General features: G+C 73.3%; 18 protein-coding genes and 1 pseudogene. 3 read left to right on the top strand and 16 right to left on the bottom strand.

The annotated features are described in order from the left end of the window. Nucleotides 1–42: 42 nt before the first annotated feature. Nucleotides 43–672, bottom strand: coding sequence for a LytR C-terminal domain-containing protein (locus AB0M16_RS18895; RefSeq protein ID WP_365344192.1), 630 nt, complete (start codon nt 670–672; stop codon nt 43–45). Between the two features lie 109 nt (nt 673–781). Then, on the bottom strand, nt 782–1,078 hold the full coding sequence (locus AB0M16_RS18890) for a type II toxin-antitoxin system VapB family antitoxin (protein WP_003999914.1): 297 nt from the start codon (nt 1,076–1,078) through the stop codon (nt 782–784). Between the two features lie 95 nt (nt 1,079–1,173). On the opposite strand from AB0M16_RS18890, the gene AB0M16_RS18885 reads away from it, so the two are divergent. Beyond that, a complete protein-coding gene (locus tag AB0M16_RS18885; RefSeq protein ID WP_365344190.1) occupies nt 1,174–2,802 on the top strand; it encodes a helicase HerA-like domain-containing protein in 1,629 nt (542 codons plus the stop codon). On the opposite strand, the gene AB0M16_RS18880 is transcribed toward AB0M16_RS18885, so the two are convergent. From AB0M16_RS18880 to AB0M16_RS18860, 5 genes are all read right to left on the bottom strand, one after another. Continuing rightward, nucleotides 2,803–4,356: a M28 family metallopeptidase gene (locus tag AB0M16_RS18880; RefSeq protein ID WP_365344188.1), complete on the bottom strand. Its 1,554-nt coding sequence runs from the start codon at nt 4,354–4,356 to the stop codon at nt 2,803–2,805. A gap of 133 nt (nt 4,357–4,489) precedes the next feature. After that, nucleotides 4,490–5,092, bottom strand: a complete 603-nt coding sequence (locus AB0M16_RS18875) for an HhH-GPD-type base excision DNA repair protein (RefSeq protein ID WP_365344186.1) — start codon at nt 5,090–5,092, stop codon at nt 4,490–4,492. Between the two features lie 41 nt (nt 5,093–5,133). Beyond that, nucleotides 5,134–6,093 (bottom strand): prolyl aminopeptidase, encoded by a 960-nt coding sequence (gene pip, locus AB0M16_RS18870; RefSeq protein WP_365344184.1) that lies wholly within the window; start codon nt 6,091–6,093, stop codon nt 5,134–5,136. A gap of 10 nt (nt 6,094–6,103) precedes the next feature. Continuing rightward, nucleotides 6,104–6,679, bottom strand: coding sequence for an alpha/beta hydrolase (locus tag AB0M16_RS18865; RefSeq protein ID WP_365344182.1), 576 nt, complete (start codon nt 6,677–6,679; stop codon nt 6,104–6,106). A gap of 119 nt (nt 6,680–6,798) precedes the next feature. Next, entirely contained in the window at nt 6,799–7,458 is a 660-nt protein-coding gene (locus AB0M16_RS18860) for a helix-turn-helix domain-containing protein (protein WP_365344180.1), read from the bottom strand. A gap of 164 nt (nt 7,459–7,622) precedes the next feature. On the opposite strand from AB0M16_RS18860, the gene wrbA reads away from it, so the two are divergent. Then, complete coding sequence (wrbA, locus tag AB0M16_RS18855) at nt 7,623–8,234, top strand: NAD(P)H:quinone oxidoreductase (RefSeq protein ID WP_365344178.1); 612 nt, start codon at nt 7,623–7,625, stop codon at nt 8,232–8,234. Between the two features lie 186 nt (nt 8,235–8,420). Here wrbA and AB0M16_RS18850 read toward each other — a convergent pair whose 3' ends face one another. From AB0M16_RS18850 to AB0M16_RS18820, 7 genes are all read right to left on the bottom strand, one after another. Further along, complete coding sequence (locus AB0M16_RS18850; protein WP_365344176.1) at nt 8,421–8,708, bottom strand: metal-sensitive transcriptional regulator; 288 nt, start codon at nt 8,706–8,708, stop codon at nt 8,421–8,423. An 87-nt stretch (nt 8,709–8,795) separates the two neighbouring features. Then, nucleotides 8,796–9,227, bottom strand: a complete 432-nt coding sequence (locus tag AB0M16_RS18845; protein WP_365344174.1) for a YciI family protein — start codon at nt 9,225–9,227, stop codon at nt 8,796–8,798. A gap of 140 nt (nt 9,228–9,367) precedes the next feature. Next, nucleotides 9,368–10,138, bottom strand: coding sequence for an ATP-grasp domain-containing protein (locus AB0M16_RS18840; RefSeq protein ID WP_365344172.1), 771 nt, complete (start codon nt 10,136–10,138; stop codon nt 9,368–9,370). Next, nucleotides 10,135–11,331, bottom strand: a complete 1,197-nt coding sequence (locus AB0M16_RS18835; protein ID WP_365344170.1) for a winged helix DNA-binding domain-containing protein — start codon at nt 11,329–11,331, stop codon at nt 10,135–10,137. The genes AB0M16_RS18840 and AB0M16_RS18835 overlap by 4 nt, the downstream gene beginning before the upstream one ends. Before the next feature lie 279 nt (nt 11,332–11,610). Further along, entirely contained in the window at nt 11,611–12,672 is a 1,062-nt protein-coding gene (locus AB0M16_RS18830) for an aldo/keto reductase (protein WP_365344168.1), read from the bottom strand. A 10-nt stretch (nt 12,673–12,682) separates the two neighbouring features. Next, the gene (locus AB0M16_RS18825; protein ID WP_365344166.1) at nt 12,683–13,579 is read right to left on the bottom strand and encodes an alpha/beta hydrolase; all 897 of its coding nucleotides are present in this window, start codon (nt 13,577–13,579) and stop codon (nt 12,683–12,685) included. Continuing rightward, nucleotides 13,576–14,553 (bottom strand): DUF5937 family protein, encoded by a 978-nt coding sequence (locus tag AB0M16_RS18820; protein WP_365344164.1) that lies wholly within the window; start codon nt 14,551–14,553, stop codon nt 13,576–13,578. Before AB0M16_RS18820 ends, AB0M16_RS18825 begins: the two co-directional genes overlap by 4 nt. 101 nt (nt 14,554–14,654) lie before the next feature. Here AB0M16_RS18820 and AB0M16_RS18815 point away from each other — a divergent pair. Next, nucleotides 14,655–15,674 (top strand): annotated as a pseudogene (locus AB0M16_RS18815) (MFS transporter); the annotation flags it as partial. 147 nt (nt 15,675–15,821) lie between these two features. Here AB0M16_RS18815 and AB0M16_RS18810 read toward each other — a convergent pair. Then, nucleotides 15,822–16,061, bottom strand: a complete 240-nt coding sequence (locus AB0M16_RS18810) for a DUF4287 domain-containing protein (protein WP_365344407.1) — start codon at nt 16,059–16,061, stop codon at nt 15,822–15,824. Nucleotides 16,062–16,275: 214 nt separating this feature from the next. Continuing rightward, entirely contained in the window at nt 16,276–16,905 is a 630-nt protein-coding gene (locus AB0M16_RS18805; RefSeq protein ID WP_365344162.1) for a GNAT family protein, read from the bottom strand. Between the last annotated feature and the right edge of the window lie 116 nt (nt 16,906–17,021).

Raw genomic sequence — 17,021 nt, 5'->3', positions numbered from 1 at the left:
TGCCGGGCCCTCAGTCCTTCGGCCGAAGCCGGTACCGAGCCCTCAGCAGCGGCCCGGTACCGGCTTCGGCTTGTTGAGCGCGACCAGCGCGGCGTCCGCCGCCGCCTTCGGGTCGAGCGTCTTGAAGGCCGTACCGATGATCAGGTCGACGTCCGCCGTGGTGCGGGCGTCGACCTTCGTCGTCGCGCCCTTCAGCTGGGTGCCGACGACCGAGAACGTGCCCTTGACGGCCCCCGGGGCGCCGAGCAGCAGGCCGGTACCGGTGACCTTCTTGTCGTACGCGGCGGGCGCGTTGCCGACCTTGCCGATGACGAAGCCACGTTTCCTCAGCTCGTCCGCGGTCGTCTTCGCGAGGCCGCTGCGCGGGGTCGCGTTGTAGACGTTGACCGTGATCTGGGCGGGCTTGGGGAAGGCTGCCGCCGCGGGCTGCGGGCTCGGCTTGGCGGCCGGCTTGCAGTCGGCCTGCTTGCCGGCGGTCGTCTTCGTCCTCTCGTCGCCCGAGAAGACGTCGACGAGCTGCAGCGTTCCCCAGCCGGCCGCGCCGAGCACGAGCACGGCGGCCGCGGCCCCGAGGACGATCCTGCGCCGGCGGTGGGGGCGGCGCATGCGCGGGTAGACATCCCCCGTGATGCGGTACTTTCCGCCCATTCCGGGGGGAGTGAGCATGCTCATGAACGCAGCGTAATGCGGCCCGCCGGGGATGCCTACTGGATGATCATGTGATCGCGTCCGGATGGGCGCGAAGTGGCCCCGAAAGGATCAGTCGGAGGGGCCGGCCGGGTCAGTCCAGTTCGAGGACGCGCGCGTGCAGCACCTGGCGCTGCTGGAGCGCGGCGCGGACCGCGCGGTGCAGCCCGTCCTCCAGATAGAGATCGCCCTGCCACTTCACGACGTGCGCGAAGAGGTCGCCGTAGAAGGTCGAGTCCTCGGCGAGCAGCGTCTCCAGGTCCAGCTGGCCCTTGGTCGTCACCAGCTGATCGAGGCGGACCGGGCGCGGTGCCACGTCCGCCCACTGCCGGGTGCTTTCCCGGCCGTGGTCGGGATACGGCCGGCCGTTTCCGATGCGCTTGAAGATCACACGGAAAGCCTACCGGGCGAGCGGCTCCCGGCGCAGCCACGCGGGCCCGATGCGAAGCTGGGACAAATCATGCGCAACATGGACAGGGGTCCGTCATGAGCGAGAGCGAGCAGCCGTCCTCCGACCCGTGGGCGCGGATCGCGGCGGGGTACGCCTTCGACGGAGCCGCACTCGAACTGGGGGCGCTGCTGTGGGACGGCGCGTGTCACCCGGACGCGCGGATCCGCATCCCGCTGCCCATGCTCAACCGGCACGGACTGGTCGCCGGAGCGACCGGCACCGGCAAGACCAAGACCCTCCAGCTGCTCGCCGAGCAGCTTTCGGCCAACGGGGTGCCCGTCTTCCTCGCGGACGTCAAGGGAGACGTCTCCGGCGTCTGCGCGCCCGGCCAGGACGGCGAGAAGGTGCGGGAGCGGGCCGGGCAGGTCGGCCAGGAGTGGGCGGCGACCGGCTTCCCCTGCGAGTTCTACGGGCTCGGCGGCACCGGCCCCGGCATTCCGGTCCGGGCGACCGTGACCAGCTTCGGCCCGGTACTCCTGTCGAAGGTGCTCCAGCTCAACCGGACCCAGGAGCAGTCGCTCGGTCTGATCTTCCACTACGCCGACGGCAAGGGCCTGGAGCTGGTCGACCTGAAGGACCTGCGGGCGGTGGTCGCGTTCCTCGTCTCGGACCTCGGCAAGGCCGAGCTGAAGGGGATCGGGGGACTGTCGACGGTGACGGCGGGGGTGATCCTGCGGGCGATCACGAATTTCGAGCAGCAGGGCGCGGGTGGCTTCTTCGGGGAGCCGGAGTTCGACACGGGCGAGTTCCTGCGCACGGCGTCCGACGGGCGCGGCCTGGTCTCCGTACTGGAGCTGCCGGCCGTGCAGGACAAGCCGCAGCTGTTCTCGACCTTCCTGATGTGGCTGCTGGCCGATCTGTACGGCGATCTGCCGGAGGTCGGCGACCTGGACAAGCCGAAGCTGGTCTTCTTCTTCGACGAGGCGCACCTGCTCTTCAACGGCGCGTCGAAGGCGTTCCTGGATTCGGTCACGCAGACGGTGCGGCTGATCCGCTCCAAGGGCGTCGGGGTGTTCTTCGTGACGCAGACCCCGAAGGACGTGCCCGGGGACGTGCTCGCCCAGCTCGGCAACCGGATCCAGCACGCGCTGCGGGCGTTCACGCCGGACGACGCGAAGGCGCTGAAGGCGACCGTGCGGACCTTCCCGAACTCGGCGTACGACCTGGAGGAGGTGCTGACCGGGCTCGGCACGGGCGAGGCGGTGATCACCGTGCTGAGCGAGAGGGGCGCCCCGACCCCGGTGGCGGCGACCCGGCTGCGGGCGCCGCAGTCGCTGATGGGTCCGGTCCCGGCGCCCGACCTGGAGGCGGCGGTCAAGGGCTCGCCGCTGTACGGGCGTTACGCGCAGGCGGTGGACCGGGAGTCGGCGTACGAGAAGCTGACGGCCGAGCAGCGGGCGGCGGAGGCGGAGGCGCTGCGCGCGGCCGAGGAGGCCGCGGCGGCGAAGGCGGCGGCGGAGGCGGAGAAGGAGGCGGCGAAGGCGGCGGCGGAGGCGGAGAAGGAGGCGGCGAGGGCTCCTCGGCGGCAGCCGAAGGAGGAGCCCTCGCTCGCCGAACAGGTCGTCGGAAGCGGCCTGTTCACGTCTCTCGCGCGGTCGATCGGCACCCAGCTGGGCCGGGAGATCAGCCGGTCGGTCTTCGGGACCGCGCGCAGGAGGCGGTGACTACCGCGTCAGCTCGTCGTGGTCGGCGTGCAGACCGCCGCCGCTGCCCGCGTCACCGGTGGTGGGGACGAAGGGGACCGGCTTCTTCAGGGAGCTGATGTCGTGGGCGTAGGTGCCCACGGCGTTGGCGATGACGTCGATGTTGACGTCGAAGGCCGTCATGTCGATGTTCTCGATGGTGTCGCCCTTGGCGTGGTAGTTCACGTCGTAGGCGACGCCCGCCTCACCACCGAACTTCTGGGCCTGGCCGGCGGTCTTGATGCCCTCGGCGCCGGTGAAGGTGCCGCCGGAGGGGATGCCGACCTCGATGAACGGGCCGTAGTCGGAGCGGCCGGTGAAGTCGGTGCCCTCGTGCGGGGCCCCGCTCCGGTCCATGAAGTCGGTGATGTCACGCTCCAGCTGGGCGGAGCCCTCGGGGCCGGCGCCCGCGCCGACGCCGTCGGAGTTGTCGCCGTCGTAGACGAAGAGTCCGTAGTTCGGCGAGGCGATCATGTCGAAGTTCAGGTAGAGCTTGATCTCCTTCTTGCCGAGGGAGCTCAGGTTGGTCACGTAGTGCTCGGAGCCCAGCAGGCCGTTCTCCTCGGCGGACCACCAGGCGAAGCGGATCTTGTTGCGGACCTTGTCCTTCGACTTGGCGAGCTCCAGGGCGGTCTGCAGGAGACCGGCGGAACCGGAGCCGTTGTCGTTGATGCCGGGGCCGGCGGTGACGGAGTCGAGGTGGGAGCCGAGCATCACGGTGTTGGCGGCGTTGCCGCCCGGGGTCTCCGCGATGACGTTGTTGGTCGAACGCTTCTCCTGCAGCTGGCGGATCTCGAAGGAGATGTTCACCGGGCCCGCGGCGAGCTCGGCGGCGAGCTTCTCGCCCTCCGCCTTGGTGATGCCACCGGTCGGGACCTTGGCGGCGGCCGCGTCGCCGAGGGTGCCGGACAGGGCGCCGTCGGCGTTGTTGTAGATGATCGCGCCGACGGCACCGGCCGCGGCGGCGTTCTCCTGCTTGGCGGCGAAGGTGCAGCCGCCGCGCTTGATGAGTGCGATCTTGCCGGTGAAGGCGCCGGCGGCGAAGTCGCCCGGCTCGCAGCCGTTGGTGCCGTCGGCGTCGACGGGGGCCGCGGCCAGGTCGGCCTTGATGCCGCCGACCGGCGTCGACTTGGTGTAGGTCATCGCCCGGATCGGCAGGTCGCGCGCGGCGGGCGAGAGGACGGCCGCCTTCTCGGCGAGCGTCTCCGTGTACTGGAAGTCGAACTTCTGGTACGTGACGGCGTAGCCGGCCTTCTTCAGCTGCGTGTAGACGTACGCGGCCGAGGCGTCGTGGCCGAGGGAGCCGGCCGCGCGGTGACCGCCGGCCGAGTCGGCTATCGCCTGGAACTTCTGCAGGTGCTTGAAGGCGTCCTGCGCGGTCGTCTCGCGGACCAGTTTCCTGGCCAGCTTGGCGGCGTCGCGGGCCGGCGCCGCCCCGGGGTCGGGGGTGGCGGTGGCCGGCGCGGCGAGCACCAGCGGGGTGGCGAGTGCTGCGGCGGCCAGAACGGCGGCGGCTCTGCGCTGCGATGCGTTCACAGAAGTCCTTCCCGGTTCGTGCGTGGTTGAGGGGAAGTTAGCGATCGCCAGGGGATTCTGTGAACACATCTCACACAATTCCTGTCAGGTTGAACAGGATTGACATAGGGAATTCTCAATTCCCTGTCCTCTGTCATGATTTGGCGGCGTCCGCGGCCTTGGCGGCTTTGGCGGCGGCCTTCATCTCCTGCTTGTGCGCGCGCACCTTCGCCAAGGACTCCGGCCCGGTGATGTCGGCGGCGGAGCGGTAGCAGTTCTTCTCGCCGTACGCGCCGGCCGCCTCCTGCCAGCCCTTGGGCCGCACTCCGTACTGCTTGCCGAGCAGGGCGAGGAAGATCTGCGCCTTCTGCTTGCCGAAGCCCGGCAGCGCCTCCAGCCGTACGCGCAGCTCCCTGCCGTCGGCCGCGTCCCGCCAGACGGCCTCGGCGTCGCCGCCGTACTCGTCGACGAGGAAGCGGCACAGCTGCTGGATCCGCTTGGCCATGGAGCCCGGGTAGCGGTGCACGGCCGGCTTCTCGGAGAGCAGCGCGGCGAACGCCTCCGGGTCCTGGGCGGCGATCTCGTGCGCGTCGAGGTCGTCGTGGCCCATGCGGGTCGCGATGGTGTACGGGCCGGAGAACGCCCACTCCATCGGCACCTGCTGGTCGAGCAGCATGCCGACCAGTGCGGCGAGCGGGGAACGCCCGAGGAGTTCGTCGGCCTCCGGCTGCTGGGCGAGGTGGATCGCGGGGCTCATGTCACGATCATCCCGCCGGGCGCCCGCTCCCGCCCGGCGGCTCACTCCTTCGCGAAGCGTTCGAGGGCGCCCATGACGAGACGGCGGGTCTCGTCACCGCCCAGGTGCCCGGCGTTCTCCACCACGTGCAGCTCGGCGTCCGGCCAGCCGCGGCTGAGCTCCCAGGCGGTGGTGAGCGGCCCGCCCATGTCGAGCCGGCCGTGGACCAGGACGCCGGGGATGCCGGCGAGCCGGTGCGCGTCCCGGATCAGGACGCCCTCCTCCAGGAAGGCGCCGTGGGCGAAGTAGTGCGAGCAGATGCGTACGAAGCCGAGCCGGGTGTCGTCGACCCGGTCGGTGTACGGGGTGCCCTGGCCCTCCATCGACAGCACGGCGTCCTCCCAGGCGCACCAGTCGGCCGCGGCCTTCTCGCGTACGGCGCGGTCGGGGTGGTCCATGCGGGCCGCGTAGGCCCCGACCAGGTCCCCGGCGTGGTCGACCCCGGCGCGGAAGCGCTCGTGCGCCTCGGGGAAGAACCGGCCGACGCCCTCGTAGAGCCAGGCCGTCTCGGAGCGGCGGGTGGTCGTCACGGCGGTGATGACGATCTCGCTGACCCGCTCGGGGTGCGCCTCGGCGTACGCGAGGATCAGCGTCGAACCCCAGGAGCCGCCGTACAGCAGCCAGCGCTCGATCCCCAGACGGACGCGCAGCCGCTCCATGTCGGCGACGAGGTGGCCGGTGGTGTTGACGGACATGTCGGCGGCCGGGTCGCTCGCGTGCGGGGTCGAGCGCCCGCAGCCGCGCTGGTCGAACTGGACGATCCGGTAGCGCGCGGGGTCGAAGACCCTCCTGGCCCCGGCGGAGGAGCCGGATCCCGGCCCGCCGTGCACGACGAGCGCGGGCTTTCCTTCGGGGTTGCCGGCGACGGACCAGTACACGTGGTTGCCGTCGCCGACGTCGAGCAGGCCCTCGTCGTACGGGGCGAGTTCGGGGAAGCGCTGCGGGGAGCTGTCTGTCGGCATCCGGCCGACGCTACCGGTTGCCGCGCACCCGCGTCGCCGGGTTTTCGCACCACTCCAGGACGGCGTCCCAGGCCCCGTAGCCGTGGTCCGGGTTCAGATGCCCGCCGCCCGGCACGTGGTCCGTGTCGAGCCCGAGCGGACGGCCGTAGTGCACGTCGGCGCCCCCGGGGCAGTACGGGTCGCCGTCGCCGTACACGAGCCGCGCGGGCACGCCGGCGGGGGCGCTGAGGTCCAGCCCGTCCGCGAACTCCGCGATTTCGGGGATCGAGGCGGTCACCGACGGCGACGGAGGCGCGACGAGCAGCACCCGGTCGGCCGCGGGCGCACGGCCGGCGGCCACCGCCCGCAGCCACAGCAACACGCCGAGGCTGTGCGCGAGCACGACCAACTCGGAACCGTCACCGGGCCGCTCGCCGTGCTCTTCCAGCGCGTCCAGCCAGGCCCCGAGCACGGGCGCGTCCGGCTCCGGCAGCTGCGGATACCGCACCTCGTGCCCCCGCCCGCGCAGCTCACCGGCGAGCCAGTGCTGCCAGTGGCCGGGAGGACGGTGGTTCTGGAAGCCGTGAAGGATCAAGTAGGCGGTCATGGTGCTGATCGTGGGGCGGGTGCGGGGGAGCGGTCCAGACGGTTTCGAGGGCTGGACGGTGTGTGCGGTCCGCGGTCCCCGGTCCGCGGACCGTGTCCGCGACCGGCGGGTCGGCCGGGCTAGGAGGGCTGCTGCAGGCTCAGCAGCTGGCGTATGCCCGCCTTCAGCTCGTCGGCCGACAGGCGCTGCTCCTGGGACAGGTGGTGCATCAGGCTCGGCGAGAAGGGGGCGAGCAGGAGGTGGGCGAGGAGGGGGGCGTTGGCGGCGGGGCGGGCCTGGGTGACCAGGAGGGTCACATGGGCGTGCATCGCGAGGTACGCGCCGCTGGTGTAGCGCGCGGTGGGGGCGGCCGTCTGGGCGGCGAGCAGGATCTCGCGCTGCTCGACCACGCGGTCGACGAGCGCGTCGAGGAAGGCGTCGAGCCGCTGCTCGGCGGGCGCGCCGGGGCCGAGCGGCGGCGGGCCGCTCATGTACGCCTCCTGGAACTGGCGCTCGCGGTCGTCCAGCAGCGCCCACAGCAGCTGGGAGACGTCTCCGAAGCGGCGGTAGACCGTGCCGACGCCGATGCCGCTGGCGTGCGCGACCTGGTTCATGGTCACGCGCTCGGGGCCCTGCTCGGCGACGATCCGGGCGGCGGCGTCCAGGATCTTGCGCCGGTTGCGGGCCGCGTCGGCGCGCTCCGGGGCCGGGCCGCCGACCGTCGGGAGCAGGCTGAGCAGGTGCTTCGGCGCGGGCGCGTCCGCCGGTCCCCTACCGGTCGCCGGTTTCCTCGTGCTCATGTCCTGCCGCCTGCCTCTCGCTCGCTTCCCCCTCGCGGTCCGTCTCCTCGGTCCGGTCCGGTCCTGACCTGAGCATACCTGGCCCCCTTGCAAAGCGGATAGGTGTCCGCTTACGCTTTCTCGCGTTGAAGCGGAAAGTAATCCGGTTTTCAGGAGGGCACGTCATGTCCGTCAAGGTCGCCGTCATCTACTACTCGGCCACGGGGAACGTCCACCAGCTCGCCCAGGCCGTCGCCGAGGGCGCCGAGAAGGCCGGAGCCGAGGTCCGTCTCCGCCGCGTGCCCGAGCTCGCCCCCGACACCGCCATCGACGCCAACCCCGCCTGGCGCGCCCACGTCGACGCCACCGCCGACGAGGTCGAGATCGCCACCCTCGACGACCTGGAGTGGGGCGACGCCTACGCGCTCGGCTCGCCGACCCGCTTCGGCAACGTCGCCGCCCAGCTGAAGCAGTTCGTCGACACCTCCGGCGGCCTGTGGAACCAGGGCGTCCTGGCCGACAAGCCGGCCACCGCCTTCACCAGCGCGTACAACGTCCACGGCGGCAACGAGTCGACGCTGCTCGCGATCTACAACACCTTCCACCACTGGGGCTCGGTCATCGTCTCGCCCGGCTACACCGACCAGACCGTCTACGCGGCCGGCGGCAACCCCTACGGCACCGCCCACCCGGGGGCCAACGGCGCCCCGGACGAGAAGGCCCTCGCCGCCGCCCGCTACCAGGGCCGGCGCCTGACGAAGATCGCGAAGCGCCTGAAGGGCCTGCCGGTCGACTGACCCGCCCTGTGCGCCCGCCCGCTGACGCCGGATGCCCCTGGGGACGTGTAACCCCAGGGGCATCCGGCGTGCGGCATCCGGCGTGCGGCATCCGGCGTGCGGCATCCGGCGTGCGGGACTCCGCGCGTACCCGCGTCACCCGCGCCGGGCGGGCCGGCCGGCGGGCGGGCGGGCCGGCGGCCGCGGTCAGGCCAGCGACAGGAAGAGCTTCTCCAGGCGGGCCCGCATCTTCTCCGGGTCCTCGCCCGTCCCGCGCCCGTTCTCCATGTCGACGAGGCACTGCTGCAGTCCGGTCGCGATGATCGCGAACCCGGCCCGGTCGAGCGCGCGGGAGGCCGCGGCCAGCTGGGTGACGACCTCCTCGCAGTCCCGGCCCTCCTCGATCATGCGGATGACCCCGGATATCTGTCCCTGGGCCCGGCGCAGCCGGTTCAGTACGGCCTTCAGCTCCGCGCCGGCGAGATCCAGTTCCACGACCACTCCTCGAACATCCGCTTCCCCGTGCGGCGGCGGCGACGGGGCCTTCGAAGACCAAGGATGACATCCCGGGGCGCGGGCGGCTCAGGCGTTCGCGCCGCCCAGGTCGCTGCCGCCGGCTTCGTCGATCTGACGGATGACCACCGGGTAGACCGGGGATCCGGGCGGGGCCGGGCACTGGGCCACACGGGCGGCGATCTCGGTCACCCGGTCCAGGCTCGCGCAGTCGAGCACCCAGTAGCCGGCGAGGACCTCCTTCGTCTCCCCGTACGGGCCGTCCGTGACGACCGGACGGCCCTCGTCGTCCGCGGTCACGAACCGGGTCCTGGCGGGCTCGACGAGCCCCTGGCCGTCGATGAACTCCCCGGTCTCGGACAGGTCGTCGTTGATCGCGTTCATGTAGGCGAACATCGCCCTGAGGTCCTGCTCGCTCCAGGCCGGGCTGTGGTCCGAGGCCTTGCCGTTCATGGCGTGGTAGTCGGCCTGCGCACCCTGCACCATCACCAGGTACTTCATGACGTTCTCCTTCGCGTCCTTCGGGTCCTTCGGGTCCTTCGGATCCTTCGGGTTCGTGCGGGGGGTTCTCGCGTTCCCTCCGCGGTCCTTCCACAGGAGACGTCGGAGCCGGCGCGCGTTTCCCGACACCTCGCCGGAGGTCACCTCATCGGGCGCGTCCGGAGGTACGAACGGTCCCGTTCCCCGACCCGTCCGCGCGGGCCGGCCGACCGCAGGACCACGTCGAGGACCGCCGCCGGGTCGGCCGCGTAGCTGTGCGCGAACCAGGCCATGTTCGCCTCCACCACCGCCCAGGTGCCCCGGTCCGTGCGGCCCACGTCCACCACCGCCCCGCTCGGCAGCGAACCGCCCACCGCCGCGAGCAGCCGCTCCGCGAACGTCCGTGCGCCCCCGGCGAGCGGACCCGGGTCGAGCCGCCCGTACGAGACGTAACGGCTGCCCGCCCTGACCTGCCCGTCCAGGACGAACAGGCGGTACTCCGCCGCGAACGTCACCGGTTCCGAGACCAGGACCGGGGTGGCCGGGGGCAGGCCGTCGGGCAGGGCGCCCCCGTCCTCGTACACCGCCGGCGGGAAGGACTTGTCACCCGGCGGCTTCACGAACGCCGGGCCGGCCAGGTCACGGCGGGCCGCCGCGAGGGTCGTCAGGGTGACCCGGCGGCCGGTGAACTCCTCGGACAGCTCCGCCAGCCAGGCGTCCGGCGGTTCGAGGAGGCCGAGTCCGAGCGGCCCCGCGACCCGGTCGGCGAGGAGCGGGCCGCCGTACCAGTGCACCGCCTCGTCCGGGCGCGCGACCGCGTCCGGCGGGCCGTCGAGCACCCTCGTGGCCAGGCCCCGGCGGGCGGCGGCCTCGGCGAGCAGGAGCGCGGTGGAGGTGCGCTGCGCGGAGATCAGGAGGGCGTCGACGCTCATGCGCCCGCCGCCAGTTCGCGCTCCAGGGGCGTACGGAAGCGGGGGGTGACACGGACGTCGCCGACCCAGGCGGCGAGCCGAGCGGCCTCGGCCCGGACCGCCGCGACCGCCTCCTCGCCCACGTCCGTCAGGAGACGCCAGGTCACCTCGCCGTCCGGGCGCTGTGCCCAGCCGCCCACGACGCGCCCGTTCCACCACACCGTCGGGCCGATGTTGCCGCTGCGGTCGAAGAGGGCGGCCCGATGGTCCGGGTCCAGGTACCAGTCGCGGGCCTGCCATCCCATCGACGTCGGGTCCAGAGCCGGGAGCAGCGCCGCCCAGGGCTCCGCCGGGGTGGGCACGGGGTCGAGGTCGGCCGGCAGGACGTGGCCGATGCCCTCGTCGAGCGCGACCCGCTCCGCGCCGAGGGCCGCCAGGGCGCGGCGGACGTCCGTGACCTTCCAGCCCGTCCACCACTTCAGGTCGGCCTCCGTCGCCGGCCCGTACGCGGCCAGCCAGTGCCGTACGAGCTCCGCCTGCGCCTCGGCGGCCGGCAGGTCGGTGTGCGGCGGCACCAGCGCCCAGCGGAAGCGGCTCGACGTCCAGCCGCCCTGAGGGCGGCCCCGGGCGATCCGGCCCTCCATGCCGAGGAGCCGCAGGATCCGGCTGGACACCGGCTGCGGGCCCTCCTGGCCGGTGCCGACGCCGTACACGTACTGCGCCCGCAACCGCGGTACCGCGGTGCCGAGTTCCGCCCCCGTCGCCTCGCCCCGGTCCGCCAGCTCGGCGAGCACCTGCCGCTCCGTCTCGGCCAGCCACGCTGCGTCGAGGTCGCTGCCCGCCGCCAAGTGCTTGACCAGCATGGCGCGTTCGCGGACGGCGGCAGCCTCCGAGGAGGAGGAGTGGACGACCGCGGCGAGCCCGGTCGGAACGACGAAGACCGTGTGGCGCATCCCGTGCATCCGGGTCAGCGTCCGGTCCTCGTACACCGCCCGCTCGACCTCCGCCACCGGGTCCCGGTCCGCGGCGAGCCGCGCCCCCGTCGCCAGGAACACCGTCGCCGCGTCCGTCGCGTGCAGCGCCACCAGCGAACCGGCGACCTCCTCCGGCGTCGCCGCCCGTGCTGCCCCGGCCAGCCGGTGCCGCAGGGCGAGCCTGGCCCGGCGCTCCTCCGCGCCGATCGGCCTCGTCGTACCCGTGCTCTTCTCGCTCATGGGGCCAGGATGGCCTCAGGCGCCCAGGAAGTCCGGCACCGTCCGGAAGTCCGGCACCGCTCAGGAGGTCTCCGGCACCGTGCAGGAAGTCTCCGGCACCGCCCAGGAGGTCCGTCTCCGGCACCGTGCAGGAGGTCCGTCACCGTCCAGGAGGTCCGGCACCGCCCAGAGGTCCGGCACCGTCCTCACGAACGCGCCCTCCTCGGCGCCGCAGGCCCGGAGCGGACCAGGGCCCGTCCGGCACCGACCGGCCGGACGGGCCCTGGGACGTCCCGCGTCCTAGTCGGACGCCGCCCGCTCGCCGACCGGCCGGCGCCGCAGGGCCGGGTCGGTCAGGGCGCGCGGCTGCCAGACGCCGTCCGCACGGTAGAGGTCCGTGCCCGGCGGCACGATCGCGTCGATGCGGTCCAGGACCTCGTCGGTCAGGACCACCGAGGCGCCCTTCAGGAGCCCCTCCAGCTGCTCCATCGTGCGCGGCCCGAGGATCACCGACGTCACCGCGGGGTGCGCGGCGACGAACGCGATCGCCAGCTCGGGCAACGTGCAGCCGATCTCGTCGGCGAGCGCGACGAACTGCTCGACGGCGTCCAGCTTGGCCGCGTTGACGGGCAGCTCCGGGTCGAAGCGGTGCGGCGTGAGCGCGGGCCGCCCGCTGGTGAGGTCGATGGGCCGGCCCTTGCGGTACTTGCCGGTGAGGAAGCCCGACGCCAGCGGCGCCCAGGTCAGCACGCCCATCCCGTAGCGCTGCGCGACCGGCAGCACCGAGGTCTCGACGCCGCGGGCGAGCAGCGAGTACGGGGGCTGCTCGCTGCGGAAGCGGCGCAGGCCGCGCCGCTCGGCGACGGCGTGCGCCTCGACGATCTGCTCGGCGGGGAAGGTCGAGCAGCCGAAGGCCCGGATCTTGCCCTGGGAGACGAGGTCGCCGAGGACGTCGAGGGTCTCCTCGATGTCGGTGCGGTGGTCGGGCCGGTGCACCTGGTAGAGGTCGATCCACTCCGTGCCCAGCCGCTTGAGGCTGTTCTCGACGGCACGGGTGATCCAGCGCCGGGAGGTGCCGCCCCGGTTGGGGCCCTCACCGCCGACCGGGAAGTACACCTTCGTGGCGAGCACCGTCTCCTCGCGCCGGCGCGGGTCGCGCAGCGCCTTGCCGACGATCTCCTCGGACTCGCCCGCCGAGTACATGTCGGCGGTGTCGACGAAGTTCACGCCCTGGTCGAGGGCGGCATGGATGATCCGCACGGAGTCCTGGTGGTCGGGGTTGCCGACCGCTCCGAACATCATCGTGCCGAGGCAGTACGTACTGACTTCGATCCCGGTCCCGCCGAGTACCCGATAGCGCATGCGCCGCACCCTAGGCCTTGGAGTCCACTCCAGGGCAAGGGGTTCCGGCGAGGAACTCCGTCACCAGGCGGTGCAGGACCTCGGGCCGCTCCAGGTGCAGGTCGTGCCCGGCGCCCGGCAGGCAGACGCCGCGCAGCGCGGGCAGCAGCCGCGCCATCTCCTCGTACTCCGCCCGCTCGACGAAGCCGTGCTGCCCGACCACGGACAGGACGGGCACGCCGATCGCCGCCCACTCCTCCCACCAGGACCGGCCGGCGTCCTCGGTGAGCGAGGCGACCATCACCTCGGGGTCGAAGCGGGGCCACAGGCCGCCGTCCCGCTCCTCCAGCCCGTCCGCCCAGCCCTCGCCGACGGGCCCGCCGCCCAGGTGGGCGACGGCGGCCTCCCGGGTCGGGAACGGCACCGGCCACGCCCGCAGCCAGTCCCCGACGTCCGCCACGGTCCGCGGGGTGATGCCGGCGGGCCCGGCCTCGACGAGGACGGCGCCGGAGAGGTGGGACGGACCGTGCGCGGTGGCGAGGTGGGCCGCGGCGAGGAGGGCGGCGTGCCCGCCGTACGACTGCCCGACCAGGACCGCGTTCCGGAGGCCGAGCTCGTCGAGTACGGCGAGGACGTCGGCGACGTACGCGGCCCGGGAGACGTCGGCCGGGTGCCGCTCGCTCGCGCCGTGCCCGCGCTGGTCGAGGGCGACGACCCGGTGCCCGTCGGCACGGAGCCGGCGCGCGAGGGCGTCCCACTCGCCGACGTGCCCGGCGAGCCCGTGGAGGAGGACGAACGGGCGCCCCTCGCCGCCCCAGTCGCGCAGGACGAGACGCACGCCGTCGCGAACGAGGGCGCGCTCGGTCCAGGCGGGCGCGGGCGGGGTCGGGGCTGGGGCGTGGGTCCGCGGGGCGGGGCCGGGGGTCACAGAGTCTCCAGTTGACGGTGCGCGGTGCTCTCGGGGCAGAGCAGCGCGTCGGCCACGGCCGTACGGGCGTAGAGCACGGACCGGCCGCTGCGGTGGGCGCTGACGAGGCCCGCGTGCTTCAGGGCGATCAGGTGCTGGGAGACGGCCGCCGCCGACAGGCCCGCCGTCGCGGCGAGTCGGGTGGTCGAGGCGGGTGTGTCGAGCTCGGCGAGGAGCAGCGCGCGCGACCGCCCGATCACGGCGGCGACGGCCTCGGTCGCGGAGCCGGCGGTGCGGGGCTCCCACAGATTGCCGATACCGCGGGCGGGATAGGCCAGTTGGGGCGGGTCGGGGGCGACGGACCGGGTCAGGACCTTGGGCCACGCGAACGCGGACGGGATGAGCAGCAGTCCGGAGCCGGCCTTGTCGCGGGTGAGCGCGCAGGACCGCCGTACCAGCTTGAGCGTCCCGTCGTCCCACCGTACGGTCTCGTGGAGTTCGCCCAGGACGCGTGCGGAGCCGTGCTCGGCGACCTGCCGGGCGCGGTGGAAGACATCGGCCTCCAGCAGGCTGCGGATGCGGGCCCAATAGGGAGCGAGGGCGAGTTCCCAGTACGTCTCGATCTCGGCGCACAGCCGGTCGAGGTCGATGTCCCTCTCCTCCACGGGGAGCTTGCCTGCGTCGCGGCGGACCAGCTCGGGCGAGGCGCCGCGGACGGCGTCGAGTTCCCCGGCGAGGGTGGGGAAGGGCCCCGTGGGGGTGGGGGTGAGGAAGTCCGCCAGGAAGGTGCCGCCGGGGACCAGCTTCGCGAGCAGCCCGTGGTCGAGCCCGGCGCGTTCGACCCGGGGGCGGACCTGGGCCGCCCAACGCCGGTGCAGCGGCGGGTCGACGGTGTCCCGGAGCAGCCGGAAGCTGGTCACGACCTCCCACATGGGGGAGACGGCGAAGCGGGTCTGGGCCAGATCGGCGGCGGAAAAGCTGAGTTCGGACTCCATGCATCCCCCTGATGTGACGCGCCACGGGCGTGGTGAGCGTCCGGATTCGGCCTGAGCTTAATCATTGGAGGGGAGCGCGTGCAGGGGCGCAGTCTCGGCGCATGCCCTCCTCCTTCACCGGCCTTCCGGCCACCGTCTGGACCGTCTTCGGCGGCACGATCGTCAACCGCCTCGGCCACATGGTCACCCCGTTCCTGGTGTTCTTCCTCGCCTCGCGCGGGGTCACCGGCACCGAGACCTCGTACGTGCTCGGCGCGCTCGGCGCCGGCAATCTGCTCGGTCCGGCCGTCGGCGGCGTCCTCGCCGACCGCCTCGGCCGCCGCCCCACGATGCTCATCGGCCTGATCGGGGCCGCGGCGGCGCAGGGCGCGCTGTTCGTGGCGCCCGGGGTGTGGACGATGGCCGCGGCCGCGCTCCTGATCAGCGCCGCCGGGACGGTCGTCCCCCCGGCCGCGTACGCGCTGATGGCCGACGCCGTCGACGCCGAACGCCGGCAGCGGGCGTACGCGCTCTTCGGCTGGGGCGTCAACATCGGCACCGCCGTCTCCGGCGTCCTCGGCGGCCTGCTCGCCGCGCACGGCTACTGGCTGCTCTTCGCGGTCGACGCCGGCACGATGCTGGTCTACGCGGCGGTCGTCGTCACCCGCCTGACCGAGCCGCCGCGCGGGCCGCGCCCGACCGGCGACGGCCTCGGCTACGGCGTCGTGCTCCGCGACCGCCTGGCGATGCTCCTGCTCCCCCTCTACGGCGTGCAGCTCTTCGTCTACTCGCTCACCGAGGTCGCCCTGCCGCTCGCGATCCACGACAGCGGCCTCTCGCCGGCGGTGTACGGCGTGATGGCGGCCGTCAACGCGGTCCTGGTCGTCGCGATCCAGCCCTTCACGACCGCCCGTCTGGCACGCCTGCCCCAACTCCCGGTCCAGGCCGCGGGCAGCGCCCTGATCGCGATCGGCGTCGCCCTGACGGGCGTGGCCGACGGAGCCCTCACCTTCGCGCTCTCGGTCGTGATCTGGTCCCTGGGCGAGGTGATCGTCGCCGGCATCGCCGCCGCCGTCGTCGCCAACCTGGCCCCGGCCCACGCCCGCGGCCGCTACCAGGGCGCCTACAGCTGGACCTGGGGCGTCGCCCGCTTCGGAGCCCTCACCCTCGGCGTCACCCTCTACACCGGCGTCGGCCCCGCCGCCCTCTGGTGGACCGCCCTCGTCGCCGGGCTCACCACCGCGGTCGCCGTCCTCACCCTGTCCCGCCGCGTGGCCGCCCGCACCGCCCTAGCGGCCGGCACCGCCCCGGCCCGCGAGCACGTGGGCGACGAGGGCGTTGGCGTGACCGTGACCGAGCCCGTGCGCGGACTTGAGCCAGGAGACGAGCTCCATGTGCCGGGTGAGCGGGGAGGTGTCGATGAGCTCGAACCACTCGGCGACGGGGCGCCCGTACTTCTTCTCGATGGAGGGGAAGTAGCCGGCGGGTCCCTTGACGGCGGGGCCCTTGGCGGCGGGGGTGGCGGACATGAGGCGACCTCTTCTCTTCGCGGTTCCTGCTGAGCCTGCTGAGCGCTGCTGAACGCTGCTGACGACTCACGACCTTCACGAGGGCAGACCGCCGCCCCACCGAGAACTCATCGGTGGGGCGGCGGTCTTTTCGCCTTCTCTGCGCGGTCGTTCGCGAGCGGGGTGGCCGGCGCGTCACCGCGTCACGGCGTCACCGGGTCACCGGGTCACCACCTCAGCGGGTCACCGCGTACCGCTCCAGCCGCTTCAGCAGGCGCGCCCGGCACTCCGGCCACTCCGCGTCCGTCACCGAGAAGATCGCGGAGTCGCGGAGGCGGCCCTCCTCGCCCGGGACCCAGGACGGCGCCCAGTTGCGGAGGACGCCTTCGAAGTGGGCACCGGTCTTCCCGATCGCGGCGCGGGAGCGGGCGTTGCGGGCGTCCGTCTTGAGGTCGAGGCGGGAGACCGCCCACACCTCGAAGGCGTGCCGGAACAGCAGGTACTTCGCCTCGGTGTTCACGCCGGTGCCCTGCGCCGAGGCGGCGAGCCAGGTGAAGCCGACCTCCACCGCCTGCAGGGCCTCGCCGCCGGGCCGCAGCCTGGGGTCCAGGAAGGAGGTGACGCCGACGGCCCGGCCGGTGGACTTCCGGATCTGGGCGTACGGCGCGACCGTGCCGGCGGCCGCCCGGCCGTGGTGGCTGTCGATGTACGCGCCGACCTCGGCGGCCGTCGGCACCCATGTGTAGGTGTACGTGCCGCGGTCCTCCGCCACGGCCACCGCGAGGTCCGCCGCGTGGCGGTGGTCGAGGGGCTCCAGTCGGACGAGGTCGCCGTCCAGGACCGGTCCCTTGAGTGCGAACGTCATGGCGTGCGTACCTCCCCGTCCCGCCCGCGCGCGGGCGGCGGGCCACGGTCCCGTGGCCGGTGCCACGGATCCGGGCGGCCCGCGTGATCGCCCGCAGCCTCCCAGATCTCCTCCCG

Source organism: Streptomyces sp. NPDC051921 (assembly GCF_040680975.1).
Classification (GTDB): domain Bacteria; phylum Actinomycetota; class Actinomycetes; order Streptomycetales; family Streptomycetaceae; genus Streptomyces.
The sequence above is the reverse complement of the archived record's forward strand: the minus strand, read 5'-3'. Positions and strand labels throughout refer to the sequence as shown.

Excerpts from the sequence above, each read along its gene's own strand:
- AB0M16_RS18895 (WP_365344192.1), bottom strand. The coding sequence starts at position 672 with ATGAGCATGCTCACTCCCCCCGGAATGGGCGGAAAGTACCGCATCACG.
- AB0M16_RS18885 (WP_365344190.1), top strand. The coding sequence starts at position 1,174 with ATGAGCGAGAGCGAGCAGCCGTCCTCCGACCCGTGGGCGCGGATCGCG.
- AB0M16_RS18875 (WP_365344186.1), bottom strand. The coding sequence starts at position 5,092 with ATGAGCCCCGCGATCCACCTCGCCCAGCAGCCGGAGGCCGACGAACTC.
- pip (WP_365344184.1), bottom strand. The coding sequence starts at position 6,093 with ATGCCGACAGACAGCTCCCCGCAGCGCTTCCCCGAACTCGCCCCGTAC.
- AB0M16_RS18865 (WP_365344182.1), bottom strand. The coding sequence starts at position 6,679 with ATGACCGCCTACTTGATCCTTCACGGCTTCCAGAACCACCGTCCTCCC.
- AB0M16_RS18860 (WP_365344180.1), bottom strand. The coding sequence starts at position 7,458 with ATGAGCACGAGGAAACCGGCGACCGGTAGGGGACCGGCGGACGCGCCC.
- wrbA (WP_365344178.1), top strand. The coding sequence starts at position 7,623 with ATGTCCGTCAAGGTCGCCGTCATCTACTACTCGGCCACGGGGAACGTC.
- AB0M16_RS18845 (WP_365344174.1), bottom strand. The coding sequence starts at position 9,227 with ATGAAGTACCTGGTGATGGTGCAGGGTGCGCAGGCCGACTACCACGCC.
- AB0M16_RS18840 (WP_365344172.1), bottom strand. The coding sequence starts at position 10,138 with ATGAGCGTCGACGCCCTCCTGATCTCCGCGCAGCGCACCTCCACCGCG.
- AB0M16_RS18835 (WP_365344170.1), bottom strand. The coding sequence starts at position 11,331 with ATGAGCGAGAAGAGCACGGGTACGACGAGGCCGATCGGCGCGGAGGAG.
- AB0M16_RS18830 (WP_365344168.1), bottom strand. The coding sequence starts at position 12,672 with ATGCGCTATCGGGTACTCGGCGGGACCGGGATCGAAGTCAGTACGTAC.
- AB0M16_RS18820 (WP_365344164.1), bottom strand. The coding sequence starts at position 14,553 with ATGGAGTCCGAACTCAGCTTTTCCGCCGCCGATCTGGCCCAGACCCGC.
- AB0M16_RS18810 (WP_365344407.1), bottom strand. The coding sequence starts at position 16,061 with ATGTCCGCCACCCCCGCCGCCAAGGGCCCCGCCGTCAAGGGACCCGCC.
- AB0M16_RS18805 (WP_365344162.1), bottom strand. The coding sequence starts at position 16,905 with ATGACGTTCGCACTCAAGGGACCGGTCCTGGACGGCGACCTCGTCCGA.